This is a genomic window from Mesorhizobium sp. M1088, from assembly GCF_040318575.1.
In the GTDB taxonomy this organism is placed as follows: domain Bacteria; phylum Pseudomonadota; class Alphaproteobacteria; order Rhizobiales; family Rhizobiaceae; genus Mesorhizobium.
On the sequence record NZ_JAMYMO010000006.1, the window covers coordinates 97,918 to 112,783 of the forward strand.

At 63.0% G+C, this 14,866-nt stretch carries 16 protein-coding genes; 8 read left to right on the top strand and 8 right to left on the bottom strand.

Annotated features, from left to right (window positions below):
- Nucleotides 1–186 precede the first annotated feature (186 nt).
- From NKH49_RS10005 to lepA, 4 genes are all read right to left on the bottom strand, one after another.
- Nucleotides 187–810, bottom strand: a complete 624-nt coding sequence (locus tag NKH49_RS10005) for a CDGSH iron-sulfur domain-containing protein (protein WP_352614222.1) — start codon at nt 808–810, stop codon at nt 187–189.
- 426 nt (nt 811–1,236) lie between these two features.
- The gene (locus tag NKH49_RS10010; RefSeq protein ID WP_352614221.1) at nt 1,237–1,611 is read right to left on the bottom strand and encodes a hypothetical protein; all 375 of its coding nucleotides are present in this window, start codon (nt 1,609–1,611) and stop codon (nt 1,237–1,239) included.
- 273 nt (nt 1,612–1,884) lie between these two features.
- On the bottom strand, nt 1,885–2,397 hold the full coding sequence (locus tag NKH49_RS10015; protein WP_352614220.1) for a hypothetical protein: 513 nt from the start codon (nt 2,395–2,397) through the stop codon (nt 1,885–1,887).
- Nucleotides 2,398–2,655: 258 nt separating this feature from the next.
- Nucleotides 2,656–4,461 (bottom strand): translation elongation factor 4, encoded by a 1,806-nt coding sequence (gene lepA, locus NKH49_RS10020; protein ID WP_352614219.1) that lies wholly within the window; start codon nt 4,459–4,461, stop codon nt 2,656–2,658.
- 157 nt (nt 4,462–4,618) lie between these two features.
- Between lepA and NKH49_RS10025 the strand changes: the two genes are divergently transcribed.
- From NKH49_RS10025 to msrA, 4 genes are all read left to right on the top strand, one after another.
- Nucleotides 4,619–5,683, top strand: a complete 1,065-nt coding sequence (locus tag NKH49_RS10025; protein ID WP_352922292.1) for a TadE/TadG family type IV pilus assembly protein — start codon at nt 4,619–4,621, stop codon at nt 5,681–5,683.
- 222 nt (nt 5,684–5,905) lie between these two features.
- Complete coding sequence (locus tag NKH49_RS10030) at nt 5,906–6,616, top strand: DUF1223 domain-containing protein (protein ID WP_352614217.1); 711 nt, start codon at nt 5,906–5,908, stop codon at nt 6,614–6,616.
- A gap of 80 nt (nt 6,617–6,696) precedes the next feature.
- Complete coding sequence (locus tag NKH49_RS10035) at nt 6,697–7,011, top strand: hypothetical protein (protein WP_352614216.1); 315 nt, start codon at nt 6,697–6,699, stop codon at nt 7,009–7,011.
- A gap of 77 nt (nt 7,012–7,088) precedes the next feature.
- Nucleotides 7,089–7,817 (top strand): peptide-methionine (S)-S-oxide reductase MsrA, encoded by a 729-nt coding sequence (gene msrA, locus NKH49_RS10040; RefSeq protein WP_352614215.1) that lies wholly within the window; start codon nt 7,089–7,091, stop codon nt 7,815–7,817.
- Nucleotides 7,818–8,256: 439 nt separating this feature from the next.
- Here msrA and NKH49_RS10045 read toward each other — a convergent pair whose 3' ends face one another.
- The 4 genes from NKH49_RS10045 to NKH49_RS10060 form a co-directional block, all read right to left on the bottom strand.
- A complete protein-coding gene (locus NKH49_RS10045) occupies nt 8,257–8,787 on the bottom strand; it encodes a hypothetical protein (protein ID WP_352926037.1) in 531 nt (176 codons plus the stop codon).
- A complete protein-coding gene (locus tag NKH49_RS10050; RefSeq protein ID WP_352614782.1) occupies nt 8,693–9,016 on the bottom strand; it encodes a hypothetical protein in 324 nt (107 codons plus the stop codon). The genes NKH49_RS10045 and NKH49_RS10050 overlap by 95 nt, the downstream gene beginning before the upstream one ends.
- A gap of 102 nt (nt 9,017–9,118) precedes the next feature.
- On the bottom strand, nt 9,119–10,123 hold the full coding sequence (locus tag NKH49_RS10055; RefSeq protein ID WP_352457875.1) for a cytochrome d ubiquinol oxidase subunit II: 1,005 nt from the start codon (nt 10,121–10,123) through the stop codon (nt 9,119–9,121).
- Nucleotides 10,120–11,493: a cytochrome ubiquinol oxidase subunit I gene (locus tag NKH49_RS10060; protein WP_352614778.1), complete on the bottom strand. Its 1,374-nt coding sequence runs from the start codon at nt 11,491–11,493 to the stop codon at nt 10,120–10,122. The genes NKH49_RS10055 and NKH49_RS10060 overlap by 4 nt, the downstream gene beginning before the upstream one ends.
- 262 nt (nt 11,494–11,755) lie before the next feature.
- On the opposite strand from NKH49_RS10060, the gene NKH49_RS10065 reads away from it, so the two are divergent.
- The 4 genes from NKH49_RS10065 to NKH49_RS10080 all read left to right on the top strand — a co-directional run bounded on the left by NKH49_RS10065 (nt 11,756) and on the right by NKH49_RS10080 (nt 14,793).
- Complete coding sequence (locus NKH49_RS10065) at nt 11,756–12,682, top strand: ABC transporter ATP-binding protein (RefSeq protein WP_352472842.1); 927 nt, start codon at nt 11,756–11,758, stop codon at nt 12,680–12,682.
- 14 nt (nt 12,683–12,696) lie between these two features.
- Nucleotides 12,697–13,458: an ABC transporter permease gene (locus NKH49_RS10070; protein ID WP_352614795.1), complete on the top strand. Its 762-nt coding sequence runs from the start codon at nt 12,697–12,699 to the stop codon at nt 13,456–13,458.
- A 166-nt stretch (nt 13,459–13,624) separates the two neighbouring features.
- Nucleotides 13,625–14,116 (top strand): MarR family winged helix-turn-helix transcriptional regulator, encoded by a 492-nt coding sequence (locus NKH49_RS10075; protein WP_352925993.1) that lies wholly within the window; start codon nt 13,625–13,627, stop codon nt 14,114–14,116.
- The gene (locus tag NKH49_RS10080) at nt 14,113–14,793 is read left to right on the top strand and encodes a GNAT family N-acetyltransferase (RefSeq protein WP_352614776.1); all 681 of its coding nucleotides are present in this window, start codon (nt 14,113–14,115) and stop codon (nt 14,791–14,793) included. The genes NKH49_RS10075 and NKH49_RS10080 overlap by 4 nt, the downstream gene beginning before the upstream one ends.
- Nucleotides 14,794–14,866: the final 73 nt, after the last annotated feature.

The window sequence follows — 14,866 nt, forward strand, 5'->3', positions numbered from 1 at the left end:
CGAGCGCTGGGCCAAGGCAGCGTAATCTCCCCCCTCGAGGGGGAGATGGCCGGCAGGCCAGAGGGGGTCGTCTCGCGTGGAGCGCCGGCATTCTCTGGCCGCGATGGCGTTGGCGTCAGGACGCACCGACCCCCTCTGTCGCCTTCGGCGACATCTCCCCCTCAAGGAGGGAGATAGCGGCGGCCCCTACCCCACAAACCCCACGCGCTTGTGCGAGCCATCGCAGAACGGCTTGTTGGCGGAGTGGCCGCAGCGGCAGAGGAAGGTGCGTTGCGTGCGGTCGACCGTGTGGCCGGTGCCGGTGACGATTTCGACATTGCCTTCGAGCTTGAGCGGGCCGTTGGTCGTCGGTGTGACGGTCAGCGGGCCATTCCGCACCTCCAGCGCCGGCGTGTCCTTCAGCGCCGGCTCGCCGGTGGCGATGAAGCCAGCCTTGGCGTGGCTGCCATCGCAGAACGGCTTGTTTTCCGAGGCGCCGCAGCGGCACAGCGTGGCGCGGTAAAACGTTTCGCCGCCCAACACGATCTCGGCATGGACGGCAAGCGGACCGTTTTCCCTTATGCGCACAATGTTGACCACCGGCGGCTGTTCCTGCGGCCCGCCATCCTTGCGGACATAGGTGATGGCGCCGGACGGGCAGGCTTCGGCGAGCGCCACGATCTTCTCGACGCTGGCCGCATCCGGATGGATCCACTGGCCGGGCGCATTGGGCACGAACACATGAGGATCGCCCAGCACGCAGTTGCGCGAATGGATGCAACGTTTTCCCGAAAAGCCGATGTCGACTTTCTCGCCTTCGACCACTGCCATGGATGGGTCTCCTGTCGGACTACGCTATGGCGACAGTCAGGACGACGTCAAGGCAGCATTCTCCCCCTCGTGAGGGCCGACCTCGGGCGCGGCGGTAAGGGAATTCCCATTTTTTGCTCGCAGCACCACATTTTGTTCTTGCTTTGTGCCGGCAGCTATGCTACTAATTTGGGTATGGTGCTAATTGGCTCCAACGACCCGCCTGCCGAGGCGGGTTTTTTGTTTCAGCTTTGAATTCCGGTGCCGGCCTGCACTCGCGGGATGGCCCTCTCCCCCCTCGAGGGGGAGATGGCCGCGCAGCGGCCAGAGGGGGTCGGCACGACCGGACTCGGCCTACTGCTGCAGAACAGGTTGGCGCTCTATGCGCGGCGACCCCCTCTGTCGCCTTTGGCGACATCTCCCCCTCAAGGGGGGAGATCTGCCACGTCACGGAACCAGATCGATTTCCTCGGTCTCGCCGCCACTGCAGGTGTAGCAGCAATCGTCGCACTTTTCCGTATTGCCGGGGCCGACGCCCCAATAGGTGTTCTCGTCGCCGTCGACCCAGGCGCCGTAGCAGATCGATTCGCCGTCACTGCAGGACAGCGGGATCGACTTGGTCTCGCCATCGTTGAGATAGTAATCCTGATTGTTGCCCGGCCAGACATGATCGCGGTCCTGGCTGTAGAGCTCGACGCGCATGGCGTTCGGATGGCTGTTCTTGATCTCGAAGGTGACATCGCCGGCATGCGCGACGGGCGCAAACAGCGTGACAATGAACAGCGACGCGGCGACGCGGCGCCCGAAAGCGTAGGACGACATGATGATTTCCCCCCGGAATGAAGCGGCCTGCCCGGCCGCGAGCGAGAACATGGCATGGCGGCGGGATGGGTGGAAGGGGGTGCGCCATTTGCACATCGCGAAAGCGCAGCGTTGCCAAGGAAGACCCCTCTCTGGTTTGTTTCGCAAACCACCTCTCCCCACTTCGTGGGGCGAGGAAATGCCAATCGCCGAAGCCTCACAAGACCTGGGTTCCTCGCCCCCACAAAGTGGGGGAGCCGCGAAGCGGCCGGAGAGGGGGCGGTCCGACCGGGCTCAACGCCCGGGCTTCAACAGCGTCCAGATCCAGCCGATGAATGTGAGCACCAGGAACGGATAGCCGGCGGCGGGCAAAGGCGACGAGGTGGGCAGCAAGGGCGCACCCCAGAGGATCATGCCTGCCGAGACGACAAACAGCACGGCGGCGACGAGAGCGGTCAGCCGCATCCATAGCGCGAAGGTTTTCGGCGCGTTGACCATGACCAGCGCCGCCGCCCAAAGCGAGATACCGCCGACATAGGAGGGCACGCTGGCCTCAAGCCCCGCCGCATTGCCAGAGAGCAGCAGGCTTTCGCCGGCGAGAAAGGTCAAAAATCCAGCCGCCACGCAGTCATTGCCCTGGCGCTGATATTTCATCGTCAGCAGCGCGGTCGCCACCACGAGCGCCACGCCGTCGATCGTCCAGAGCGTTTCGCGAAGCTCGGCGCTCGCCACGAAGGTGCCGGCGAGGCCCAGAGCGCCGCCGATGGCGAGGCCGATTGCGGCGACGATGTCCAGAGTGGAGCGCATGTGATGTCTCCCCTGAAGCCGCAAGGATACTTCAAGGCGGGACATTCTCCAATGATGGTCCGCTGTCCTGAAGGGTCGCAATGGCCGGCGCGTATCCAGCTTGCTGACCTGTCGCACTCTTCTGCCCAATCTCCACCATGCAGCTTCAGCGCCGCGCTGGCGGGGGGCCCGCTGCCTCCGGCAGCTCCCCCGCTTTCGAAGCCTGCCGTCGATTCACTGGATCGATGGCTTGGCGCGCTGTGCGCGCCAACCGGCTTCTCAATCGCCCATCTTCAAGGCCTGGATAAACGCCTCCTGCGGGATGTCCACCTTGCCGAACTGCCGCATCCGCTTCTTGCCCTCTTTCTGCTTGTCGAGCAGCTTGCGTTTGCGTGAGACGTCGCCGCCGTAGCATTTGGCGGTGACGTCCTTGCGCAGCGCCGAGATGGTCTCTCGGGCGATGACCTTGCCGCCGATCGCCGCCTGGATCGGGATCTTGAACAGATGATGCGGGATCAGCTCCTTCAGCTTCTCGCACATCTGCCGGCCGCGCTTTTCCGCCGCCGTACGGTGGACCAGCATCGACAGCGCATCGACCGGCTCTTCGTTGACCAGGATCGACATCTTGACCAGGTCGCCTTCCTTGTAGTCGGTCAAATGATAGTCGAACGAGGCGTAGCCCTTGGAGATCGACTTCAGCCGGTCGTAGAAGTCGAAGACCACCTCGTTGAGCGGCAGATCGTAGATCAGCATGGCGCGCTTGCCGACATAGGACAGGTCGGCCTGGATGCCGCGCCGGTCCTGGCAGAGTTTCAGGATGCCGCCGAGATAGTCGTCGGGGGTGAGGATGGTGGCGCGGATCCATGGCTCCTCGATGGCCTCGATCTTGACCACGTCGGGCATGTCGGCCGGGTTGTGCAGTTCCTTGACCGAGCCGTCGTTCAACAGCAGGCGGTAGACGACGCTGGGCGCGGTGGCGATGAGGTCGAGATTGAACTCGCGCTCCAGCCGCTCCTGGATGATTTCAAGATGCAGCAGGCCGAGGAAGCCGCAGCGATAGCCGAAGCCAAGTGCGGCACTGGTTTCCATTTCAAAGGAGAAGGAGGCGTCGTTGAGGCGCAGCTTGCCGACGGCGGCGCGCAGATCCTCGAAGTCGGCGGCGTCGACCGGGAACAGGCCGCAGAACACCACCGGCTGCGCCGGCTTGAAGCCGGGCAGGGCTTGTGCCGTCGGGCGCTTGTCCTCGGTGATGGTGTCGCCGACGCGAGTGTCGGCGACTTCTTTGATCGAGCCGGTGAAGAAACCGAACTCGCCGGGGCCGAGCTCGTCGACATTGATGCGGGCCGGCGTGAAGACGCCGGTGCGCTCGACCAGGTACCTGGCGCCAGTGCCCATCATGCGGATGGTCTGGCCCTTCTTCAGCACGCCGTCGATGATGCGGACCAGCACGATGACGCCGAGATAGGCGTCGTACCAACTGTCGACCAGCATCGCCTTCAGCGGGGCCGTGATGTCGCCCTCGCGCGGCGGCGGCAGATCGTTGACGATCGCTTCGAGCACGTCGGGAATGCCGAGGCCGGTCTTGGCCGAAATCAGCACGGCGTTGGAGGCGTCGATGCCGATCACCTCCTCGACCTGTTCGCGGATGCGCTCGGGCTCGGCGGCGGGCAGGTCGACCTTGTTCAGCACCACGACGATCTCGTGGTTGTTGTCGATCGCCTGGTAGACATTGGCCAGCGTCTGCGCCTCGACGCCTTGCGAGGCGTCGACGACCAGCAGCGAACCTTCGCAGGCGGCGAGCGAGCGCGACACTTCATAGGCGAAGTCGACATGGCCGGGCGTGTCGATCAGGTTGAGGACATAATCCTGTCCATTGTTGGCGCGGTATTTCAGCCGCACCGTCTGCGCCTTGATGGTGATGCCGCGCTCGCGCTCGATGTCCATCGAGTCCAGCACCTGCTCCTTCATGTCGCGCAGCTCCAGCCCGCCGGTCGACTGGATCAGCCGGTCGGCAAGCGTGGATTTGCCATGGTCGATATGGGCAACGATGGAGAAGTTGCGGATGTTTTTGATCGGCGTGGTCATGCGGCGCGCTTTAGCAGGGGCACGCTACATCGGCAAGCGGCGGGGCGCGGGTGCGGCGGCGGGGCGGCAAAGTCGTTAAACTTTGATCCATGAGATTAGAGCATAGTTCGCGCCCGGCGTGGTAGCCACCGGTCTATCGCCGTTTCGGGGGATCGGAATGCCGTTGTCAGCACGCAAATTTCTCAAATCGGTGAGCGGCTCGTTCGCGCCATTGCTCGCCATCTTGCTTATCCCGATGGTTGCCGCATTGGGTTTTTCCATCGACTATACCTCTGCGGTTTCAACCAGGGCATCGATGCAGAACGCCCTCGATGCAGCGTCGCTGTCGATCACGACGCTTGCGACGGACACCTCACTGGCGGACCGCCAGGTAAAACTGCAGGAGGCATACCTGGCCAATGGCGGGCAAGGCACGGCCAAGCTCGACAGCTTCGTCGTCGCCACCGACGGCGCCGCCAGCATCAAGGCTTCGGCCGGCTTTGCCATGCCGACGAATTTCATGCAGATCGCCAGGATCAACACGGTGCAGGTCGGCGTTGCGTCGGCAGTGACAAAGCGGCCGGCATTGGTGCAAGCCACGTTCAAGGTGACCAAGGTCTCGGGCTGGTGGGGCAAGACAATGACGCTCTACGGCACCAAATTCGGGGACACGGTGGCCAACAAGCTGATGAAGATCACCTACACATACAACGGTTATGGCGATCCGAAAGGCTATGGCACGGCGACCGTCTCCACCATCAACGGAGCGACGATCACTATGGTCCAGCAGCAGGTGTGTACGACCACCACGGTGCTCAGCTTCTACGGCTTGCCTAGCACCACGATCGTCCAGACCGACTCATACGGCAGGAAATACGCGACCACCTGTGTCAACACAATGTATCCCGCGACCGGTGCCGGCGCGGTGATCGACGTCAGCCAGATGGACCAGCTATATCTGCAGATGGATGTCCCGTCAGGCAATCCAACGGTGCTCAAATCGAACGATCCGGCAACATCGAACCGCCTCTACGCGAACGGCGTCGAGATCGCCAGTGGCCAAACGGTCGATATCTTTACGCTGGTGCCGTGCGGCCAGACCAGCACACAAGCGTGGGAAGACGGGGGATCGTCGGTGCCGACATCTGCGACCATCACCGATTCCAACGCGGACTTTTTCTACACAGTAACCGGCAAGTGCGCCTTCAATCAGCGGGCATCGGAAACGCTGTTGACACAATAGGCCGCCGCAGCTGAGTGCGAGGGCATATCGGCCCGCTTAGGCTGCCCGTCCATCACACCGCCGCCCCGGTCACACCGGGTGGCGTGTTGGTTGCGAGCGACCGTCTCCCCTTCGCCCCCTGTGGGAGACGGGAGAGCTGCGAACGATCACGAAGCGGTGATGCTGTAACGAACCGTGTGTCGGCGGCGAAGTGTGGACATGGAACCGCACAGGAGAACAGCGATGACCGGATCGAAACGACGCACAGCCCTGATCGGGCTCGCCGCGGCACTGTTTTCCGCGACTGTGCTGTCGGCAACCAGCGGGGCCGCCGGCCAGACGCTGACCGTCGTCGAGCTGTTCACCAGCCAGGGCTGCTCGTCCTGTCCGCCGGCCAACGCCAATCTGATCAAGGTCAAGGACCGGCCCGGCGTGCTGGCGCTGTCCTTCAACGTCACCTACTGGGACTATCTCGGCTGGAAGGATACATTCGGCAAAGAAGAATTCACGCAGCGCCAGGTCCGCTATGAACCGTCGCTCGGCCGTTCCGGCCCGTTCACGCCGCAAGTGGTGGTCAACGGCAGGGCCGATGCCGTCGGCGCCAGGCCGGGCGAGATCGAGCAGCTGATTTCGAGCGGCGGCCACGGTGACGGACCTTCGCTGTCGCTCGCCGGCGGAAAGGTCAGCATCGGCGCCGGTCCGGTGCCCGGCGGCAAGGCCGACGTCTGGCTGGTGCGTTACGGCAAGGGCGTCGTCGAGGTGCCGGTGGCGCGCGGCGAAAACACCGGCCGCACGCTGCCGCACGCCAATGTCGTGCATTCGCTGACCAGGCTGGGCAGTTGGACCGGCGACGCCACCGCACTGCCGCTGCCGGCGGCGACGGGCGGCCTCAGCACAGCGGTGCTGGTGCAGGTGCCGGGCGGCGGGCCGATCCTCGCTGCCGCTACGAACTAGAACCCGTTCGGAAATTTGCGCAACGCCGCAGCGGCGCCGCCGCATGCAGTCAACCCCTGCCAGAACCCTAGGAGATCATCATGACCAATCGTTTGACCAATCGCCCGACCCTGGCGGCACTCGCCTTCGCACTTTGCTCGACGGCGCTGTTCGCCGGAGGCGCTGCGCGGGCCGAAGATGCGATGAAGCCGGCGATAGCGACAAACGCCATGAAGCCGGCAACGGACGCAATGAAGCCGGCCGGCGCCATGGCGGCTGACGCGATGGCCACGACTGCGATGAAGGCGGGCGATCCGATGAAGGCCGACTGCATGAACAAGGCCGCCGCCGAGACGGACGCCATGAAGAAAGCCGAAGCGACCAAGGCCTGCGATGCCATGGCTCCGGCCAAATAGGCGATGCGCACAGCAATGTGAGAGCCCGGCGGACCTATCCGTCGTATAATCCAAACCAGCATCATGGGAGATCAGACATGACCGGAGTCGTGAAACGATCGTCGATTTTCGCAAAAGCAGCACTTGCCACGCTCATCCTCACTGCCGCCGCGGCCGTATTCTGGCAGACGCCGGCAGTTTCGGCCGAGGACGCGGTGGTGATCCCGCCGCCGGCAATGGACGAGAAGGCCACCGCCGGCACCGAAAAGGCGGTCTTCGCCGGCGGCTGCTTCTGGGGTGTGCAAGGCGTGTTCCAGCACGTCAAGGGCGTCACCAGCGCCGTTTCCGGCTATGCCGGCGGCGACAAGGACACGGCCGTCTATGAAATGGTCGGCACCAGCCGGACGGGCCATGCCGAATCCGTCGAGATCACCTACGAGCCGTCCAAGGTGACCTACGGCCAGCTGCTGCAGGTGTATTTCTCGGTGGCGCACAACCCGACGCAACTGAACTACCAGGGCCCGGACACGGGCACCCAGTACCGTTCGACGATCTTTGCCGAAAACGACGCACAGAAAAAGATCGCCGAAAGCTACATCGCCCAGCTCGACAAGGCCAAGGTGTTTCCCAAGCCGATCGTGACGACGCTGGAGACCGGCAAGACCTTCTATCCGGCCGAGGACTATCACCAGGATTTTCTGACGCTCAACCCGACCTATCCCTATATCGTCTACAACGATTTGCCCAAGGTCGAGAACCTGAAGCGGCTGTTCCCCAACCTCTACAGCGAAAAGCCGGTGCTGGTGCTGGCCGCCAACAAGAGCTGAGCTTTTGCGGGGGGCCTGCTGATCTCCCCTCTTGAGGGGGAGATGGCCGGCAGGCCAGAGGGGGTCGGTTCGGTTGGCGCGACGCGGTCCGGCATATCGAGGAAGACGAAGTTGGCACTCCACGCGCGGCGACCCCCCTCTGTCGCTTTCAGCGACATCTCCCCCTCAAGGGCAGGGCTATCGCAGATGGAACGCCGAGGCTTTCGCTCTACGACGTACCCCCACCCCTAACCCCTCCCCACAAGGGGGAGGGAGACTTCCGTTGGCGCTGACCTCGGCAAATTTGCCTGCCTTTCGGCGCCAAAAGGGGAAGTAAGGGCGCGCGGCAGCATTCCCTCCCCCTTGTGGGGAGGGTTAGGGTGGGGGTCCATCTTCGTAAGAATCCAAATGCGATAGCCCTGCCCTCAAGGGGGGAGATCAGCAGTTTCCGCGCTTCGCACTAGTCCCCCTTTTTCCAAGGCAGGCTCCAGCGCACCTTCTCCAGCGTCGCCTTTGCCTCGGCCGAGTCCGGATCGGGCTCTGTCTCGCGATAATGCGCCGAGCCCTCAGGCGGGTAGGCAAGTGTGTTGTTGAGGGCGAATTTGTCGATCTGGCTGAAGTCGGGGAAAGGCAGATTTTGCGCCTCGCGCCAATCGCTGACCCTTTTCTCCGCGGCGATGCGTTTTTCGTCGTCGACCGGAAGGTCGGTGGCTCTGTATTCCAGTGACGAAGGGAAGGCGAACTGCGCGCCGGCATCATCCATGATGTTGATCATGGACAACAGGATGTCCTCGCGTATGGCTTGAAAATCGGCCACGTCGGCGGTTTTGACATAAGTGAACACGTCGATATCGAGCGAATAGGCGCCGAAGCCGGCAAAGCGCACGCGGCACGGCTCATCGATGACGCGCGGATGGGCAATCAGCAGCTTGCGCAGCTCGGCCAGGACGTAACGTAGCTGATCGGGCCTTAGCCTCGATACGGCCGTTATAAAGCGGGTACACGCCGTTTACGTCAGTGCCCGTCTGCTCGAACTTGATCTGGGCGCCGCCGCCGCGCCACTTCGTGTCCCACACGCCCGTCCAGTTGGCCGCGTCCTGGGCATGCGCCTGCGGCATGGCCGGCAGCAGGCCGGCAAGCGCGAGTGCGCCGATCAGCGCGACCGTCCGGATCAGCAAAAGCAGCAGCCGATCCTGTCCTGCCGCAGAAAAGGGGTTCATTCTGTTGCCCTTCTTCTTGCCGGCGATTCTGCTGGTCCGGCCAGAGAAGGTTATTCCGCTTGAAGATGAATATTCTGTTTCAGGCTGCGACGGCGATGCCGGTCAGTCATAGGTCAGATCCGTCGCCTTGCCGGCGAACACCCGGTAGGCAAAGAACGAATAGAAGATGATGATCGGCAGCACGACGACCGTCCCGACCAGGATGACCGCCAGGCTTTCGGGTGCCGAAGCAGCCTGCCAGATGGTCAGCCGGTCGGGCACCACGAAGGGGTAGAACGACCAGGCGAGGCCGGCAAAACCGAGCGTGAAGATCGCGGCCAATGTCAGGAACGGGAGCAGCGCGTGGCGGTCGCCGGGTTTCGGCAGATGGAAGGTCTGGCGCCACAGCCACAGGAACAGCACTGCCGACAGGATCGGCAGTGGCGACAAATAGAGCATGGCCGGCCAGACGAACCATTTGTCGAAGATGCGCGCGCTGGCAAAGGGCGTGGCCAGCGATACCGCGACCATGCCGAGCGCGGTCAGCACCAGCGCCGTCCGCAGCCACAGCACCGCCTTCTTCTGCAGATCGCCTTCCGTCTTGTAGATGACCCAGGCCGCTCCCATCGCCGCGTAGGCCGCGGCAAGGCAGAGCGCCACCAGCGCGCCGAAAGCGACGCCGCCAGGGCCGACGTCGAGGCCGAGCACATAGACGCCGAGCATATAACCTTGCGCCAGCGACGCGATGACCGAGCCGAGGAAAAAGATGCGGTTCCAGCGGTGCTTCCTGCCGGCCGGCACCTTGGCGCGGAAGTCAAATGCGACGCCGCGCAGGATCAAACCCACCAGCAGCACGAAGACCGGAATGTAGAGCGCCGTCAGAATGGTGCCGTGCGCCAATGGGAAGGCGACCAGCAGCAGGCCGACCGCCAGCACCAGCCAGGTCTCGTTGGCGTCCCAGAACGGGCCGATGGCGGCGATCATCGTATCCTGCTCGGTGTCTTCGGCTGCGGCGAACAGGATGCCGATGCCGAGATCGAAGCCGTCGAGGATGACGTAGATCAGGATAGCGAGGCCCATCAGCCCGGCGAAGATCAGAGGCAGCAGGGTCGGCCAGTCGACGCTCATGATGTTTCTCCTGGTTGCGCAACCGGCTGCGACAGCGGCCTGTTCATGACGCCCGGTAGCGGCGAGGTGTCACCATCCTTCGCCGCCTTCAATGCCAGATGCACCAACACGCCGAGATAGGCGATCAAGAGCAGCACGTAGAGGATGAGATAGACCGCGAGCGACAGCGCGACATGGCTGCCGGCGACCGGCCCGACAGCATCGGCGGTACGCAGCACGCCGGTGACCAGCCAGGGCTGGCGGCCGATCTCGGTGGTGTACCAGCCGGCCAGCGTCGCCAGCCAGCCGGACAGCGCCATCGGCACCATGACAAGCGCCAGCGGCTTGGGCAGGCCGTGGCGGCGCTTGAGGAAGAAGGCCGCCGACCAGGAGACGGCGAGCATCAGGAGGCCGGTGCCGACCATGATGCGAAAGCCCCAGAACACCGGAAATACGGGCGGATGGTTGCCGGCATAATCGTTCAGACCCGGCACGATGCCGCCGGCGCTGTGCCTGAGGATGAGGCTGGCGCCATCCGGAATGGTGAGCTCGAACCTGTTCTGCTTGGCCGCTTCATCGGGAAGAGCAAACAGCACCAACGGCACGTTGGGACCGGTGTTCCAGTTGGCTTCCATGGCGGCGATCTTCTGCGGCTGGTGTTCCAGCGTGTTGAGGCCGTGCTGGTCGCCGGCAAAGATCTGGATGGGAATCAGGATAGCGGCGGTGAAGACGCCGGTGCGCAGGGCCTTCCACATCGATTCCGAGCGATCGCCGTAGAGATAGCGCAGCGCCGACAGGCCGGCGATCAGGAACGAGACGGTCAGCCCCGAAGCAAGCAGCATATGAACGAGCCGGTAGGGCATGGACGGATTGAAGACAACGGCCCACCAGTCGGTGGCGTGCGCAACACGATTGCGCATCTCGAAACCGGCCGGTGTCTGCATCCACGAATTGAGCGCGATGATCCAGAAGGCGGACAAGGTGGTGCCGCCGGCCACCAGCACCGTCGCCAGCGTATGGACGCGGTTCGAGACGCGGCGGAAGCCGAACAGCATGATGCCGAGGAACGCCGCCTCGAGGAAGAAGGCGGTCAGGATTTCGTAGGCCAGCAGCGGGCCGGCAATGTTGCCGACCGTCTCCATATAGCCCGGCCAGTTGGTGCCGAACTGAAAACTCATGGTGACGCCGGAAACCACGCCCATGGCGAAGGACAGCGCGAATACCTTAACCCAGGTGAAATACGCGCGCATCCAGGCGGAATCGTTTGTCGCGTTGTAGCGGAGCTTGAAGAACAGCAGCACCCAGCCGAGCGCGATGGTGATCGCCGGGAACAGGATGTGGAACGAGATGTTCGCGCCGAACTGTATGCGCGACAGAATGAGCGGGTCCATGGCGGCTCCGGCTGCTGCTTGTTTGTTGAAGGATAGGCTTGATGCACCGGACGGTCAAAGCGGCGTCCCGCCGCGAGGCGGAACGCCGCAGTGCGGTTAATCTGCTTTTGCGTGGAATTTGGCTGGACGACCGGGCAGGTGTTGCCTATTCCGGCGAACCTCGATGTCCAGAACTGTCGGGAGCGCCATTGACATCCGGATTTGCGGACCGACATTCAGCGGATTAAATCAACAACTCTGTTTCAAGCAGTCGTTTTCAGCCATGCAGCCGATCATCTCGATTTCCGGGGTCACCAAGACCTACGCCACCGGCTTCAAGGCGCTGAAGGAGATCAATCTCGACATCGTGCGCGGCGAGATCTTTGCGCTGCTCGGGCCGAATGGCGCCGGCAAGACAACGCTGATCTCGATCGTCTGCGGCATCGTCAACCGCTCGTCGGGTTCCGTCACCGTCGACGGCCATGACATCAACCGCGACTACCGCGCCGCGCGCAGTCTGATCGGGCTGGTGCCGCAGGAACTGACCATCGACGCCTTCGAGAGCGTGTGGGCGACGGTCAACTACAGCCGCGGCCTGTTCGGCAAGCCGGCGGACAAGGCGTTCGTCGAAAAGGTGCTGCGCGACCTGTCGCTCTGGGACAAGAAGGACGCCAAGGCGATCACGCTGTCCGGCGGCATGAAGCGCCGGCTGATGATTGCCAAGGCGCTGTCGCACGAACCGCGCATCCTGTTCCTCGACGAACCGACGGCAGGCGTCGACGTCGAGCTGCGCCAGGACATGTGGGCGATGGTGCGCCGGCTGCGCGAAGACGGCGTCACCATCATCCTGACCACGCATTACATCGAAGAAGCCGAGGCGATGGCCGACCGCGTCGGCGTCATCAACCGCGGTGAGATCGTGCTGGTGGAGGACAAGGCCGAGCTGATGCGCAAGCTTGGCCGCAAACGGCTTGTGCTGGAACTGCGCAGTCCCCTGGCCACCGTTCCCGATGCTTTTTCGCACTACGCGCTGGAGCTTTCGCCGGATGGCGGACAGCTGACCTATACTTATGACAACCAGAGCGAACGGCCGGGCGTCGCCTCGCTGATCCGCGAGCTCGAGGCGGCCGGCATCCAGTTCCGCGACATCGATACGGAAAACAGCTCGCTCGAGGAGATCTTCGTCAACCTGGTGAGGAAACCGGCATGAACCTGCGCGCGGCCATGAATCTTCATGCGGTATGGGCGATCTATCGGGTGGAGATGGCGCGCGCCCTTCGCACTGTGCTGCAGAGCATCGTTTCGCCGGTGATTTCGACGTCGCTCTATTTCGTCGTCTTCGGTTCGGCCATCGGCTCGCGCATCACCGAGATCGACGGCATCAGCTACGGCGCCTTCATCGTACCGGGGCTGATCATGCTGTCGCTGCTGACGCAATCGATCTCCAACGCCTCTTTCGCCATCTATTTTCCGAAATTCGTCGGCTCGATCTACGAATTACTGTCCGCGCCGGTGTCCTATCTGGAGATCGTCATCGCCTATGTCGGGGGCGCGGCGACAAAGTCGATCGTGCTTGGCCTGATCATCCTGGCGACGGCCTCGCTGTTCGTGCCGCTGACGATCCAGCATCCGTTCTGGATGCTCGCCTTCCTGGTGCTGACGGCGGTGACCTTCAGCCTGTTCGGCTTTATCATCGGCATCTGGGCGAAGAGCTTCGAGCAGCTGCAGCTGGTGCCGCTGCTGATCATCACGCCGCTGACCTTCCTCGGCGGCAGCTTCTATTCGATCAACATGCTGCCCGGCATCTGGCGCACGGTGACGCTGTTCAACCCGGTGGTCTACCTGGTCAGTGGGTTCCGCTGGAGCTTCTACGGCAAGTCCGACGTTTCGGTCGGCGTCAGCCTCGGCATGACGGTGGTCTTCCTGCTCATCTGCATAACGATCGTCGCCTGGATCTTCAGGACCGGCTACCGGCTGCGCAACTGATCGAACGGGCCTCGTCCAGGCGAAGCAGCCTGACCGATCGACCTTTCCTTGCCGAAGGCGATAGGCCTGCGCCCGATGCCTGGAACCCGCGCTTGAATGCCTCGATCTTGCTTTTCATGCATTGTTATATATCATGTTATCGGTGTTCATGGGGATGAATTGGCCTATGGAAGACGTCATACGATCGCTTGGCTTTCTGTGCCTGGGCAGCAGGCTGAAGCGTATAGGCGAGCAACTGCAAGCGGAGGCGCAGCGCCTGCTCGACAGGCTGGATGTCCCGGTTCAGGCGAGCCAATACCCGCTGCTGGCCGCGCTCGACAGGCTGGGTCCGCTGTCGGTCGGGGAACTGGCGCAATCCCTTGGCATCGCGCAGCCAGGCGTAACGCGAAGCGTCTCGCTTCTGGCCGAATTGGGACTGCTCGAAGTCAGTCCGTCGACCGATGACCAGCGGCGCAGGATCGTCTCGCTTACTCGGGACGGCCAGCGGCTGGTCGATGTCGCAAAGCGCGACGTCTGGCCTTGCATCGAGAACGTGGTCGCGGATTTGTGCGCAGGTTTTTCGGGGCCGCTTCTTGAGCAGCTGGCTGCCATCGAGGACGGCCTCGCCGCTGCTCCTCTCGACCGTCGTGTAAATAAGCCTGAGGGTGCCGCGCAATGAGACATCTGCTCGACCGCCCTATCTGGAGCGCGCTTCAGACGCGACATCGGGCCTTCGCGGAGGGTGACAACCTCGCCATGCGATATCGGCCGTCGATCGTCCCTTTCGCCGCCACTGGCGCGGACGACCCGGAAAGCCTGCGGGCGCTCGAAAACCTTGTCTCCCCGGGCGAGAGTATGATCCTGCTTCAAGCGGACGCGATTGCTCTGCCCACGGGGCTTTCCGCGACTTCGACCGCAGCCGGGGTTCAGATGATCGCCGAGCAGCCATTGCAGATCGTCTCCGACCCGCGCGTGCATCGTCTGACCCGAGACGATGCTGCTGAGATGCTCGCCCTGGCATTGCTCACCAAGCCTGGCCCATTCACGCTCGAAGCCTTGAGCCTGGGCGATTTTTGGGGTGTGAAAATCGAGGGCAGGCTCGCGGCAATGGCCGGCGAGCGCATGAAGCAACCTGGCTATACCGAACTCAGCGGGGTGTGCTCACATCCGGAATTTCGCGGCGGTGGCCTAGGAAAGCTGCTGTCCCTATTAGTGGCAAACCGGATAGTGGCGCGCGGCGAAGTTCCCTATCTCCACGCCTATGCCAGCAACGCCGCGGCCATAGCGTTATACGAGTCCATCGGCTTCAGGTTGCGAAGCACAATGAATGTGGCCGTGGTTCAGCGCACCGAATGATTAGTCGGCGCATGATGCGCAGCATGGATGCATCCCGTATCGGAAGGAAGGATTTCGTACCGCCGAAATCCTT

What these genes read in the sequence shown, in the direction of transcription:
- NKH49_RS10070 (WP_352614795.1), top strand. Translation starts at nt 12,697, where the DNA reads ATGAATCTTCATGCGGTATGGGCGATCTATCGGGTGGAGATGGCGCGC.
- NKH49_RS10055 (WP_352457875.1), bottom strand. Translation starts at nt 10,123, where the DNA reads ATGAGCGTCGACTGGCCGACCCTGCTGCCTCTGATCTTCGCCGGGCTG.
- NKH49_RS10050 (WP_352614782.1), bottom strand. Translation starts at nt 9,016, where the DNA reads ATGAACCCCTTTTCTGCGGCAGGACAGGATCGGCTGCTGCTTTTGCTG.
- NKH49_RS10035 (WP_352614216.1), top strand. Translation starts at nt 6,697, where the DNA reads ATGACCAATCGTTTGACCAATCGCCCGACCCTGGCGGCACTCGCCTTC.
- NKH49_RS10080 (WP_352614776.1), top strand. Translation starts at nt 14,113, where the DNA reads ATGAGACATCTGCTCGACCGCCCTATCTGGAGCGCGCTTCAGACGCGA.
- NKH49_RS10025 (WP_352922292.1), top strand. Translation starts at nt 4,619, where the DNA reads ATGCCGTTGTCAGCACGCAAATTTCTCAAATCGGTGAGCGGCTCGTTC.
- msrA (WP_352614215.1), top strand. Translation starts at nt 7,089, where the DNA reads ATGACCGGAGTCGTGAAACGATCGTCGATTTTCGCAAAAGCAGCACTT.
- NKH49_RS10030 (WP_352614217.1), top strand. Translation starts at nt 5,906, where the DNA reads ATGACCGGATCGAAACGACGCACAGCCCTGATCGGGCTCGCCGCGGCA.
- NKH49_RS10015 (WP_352614220.1), bottom strand. Translation starts at nt 2,397, where the DNA reads ATGCGCTCCACTCTGGACATCGTCGCCGCAATCGGCCTCGCCATCGGC.
- NKH49_RS10065 (WP_352472842.1), top strand. Translation starts at nt 11,756, where the DNA reads ATGCAGCCGATCATCTCGATTTCCGGGGTCACCAAGACCTACGCCACC.
- NKH49_RS10010 (WP_352614221.1), bottom strand. Translation starts at nt 1,611, where the DNA reads ATGTCGTCCTACGCTTTCGGGCGCCGCGTCGCCGCGTCGCTGTTCATT.
- NKH49_RS10060 (WP_352614778.1), bottom strand. Translation starts at nt 11,493, where the DNA reads ATGGACCCGCTCATTCTGTCGCGCATACAGTTCGGCGCGAACATCTCG.
- NKH49_RS10005 (WP_352614222.1), bottom strand. Translation starts at nt 810, where the DNA reads ATGGCAGTGGTCGAAGGCGAGAAAGTCGACATCGGCTTTTCGGGAAAA.
- lepA (WP_352614219.1), bottom strand. Translation starts at nt 4,461, where the DNA reads ATGACCACGCCGATCAAAAACATCCGCAACTTCTCCATCGTTGCCCAT.
- NKH49_RS10075 (WP_352925993.1), top strand. Translation starts at nt 13,625, where the DNA reads ATGGAAGACGTCATACGATCGCTTGGCTTTCTGTGCCTGGGCAGCAGG.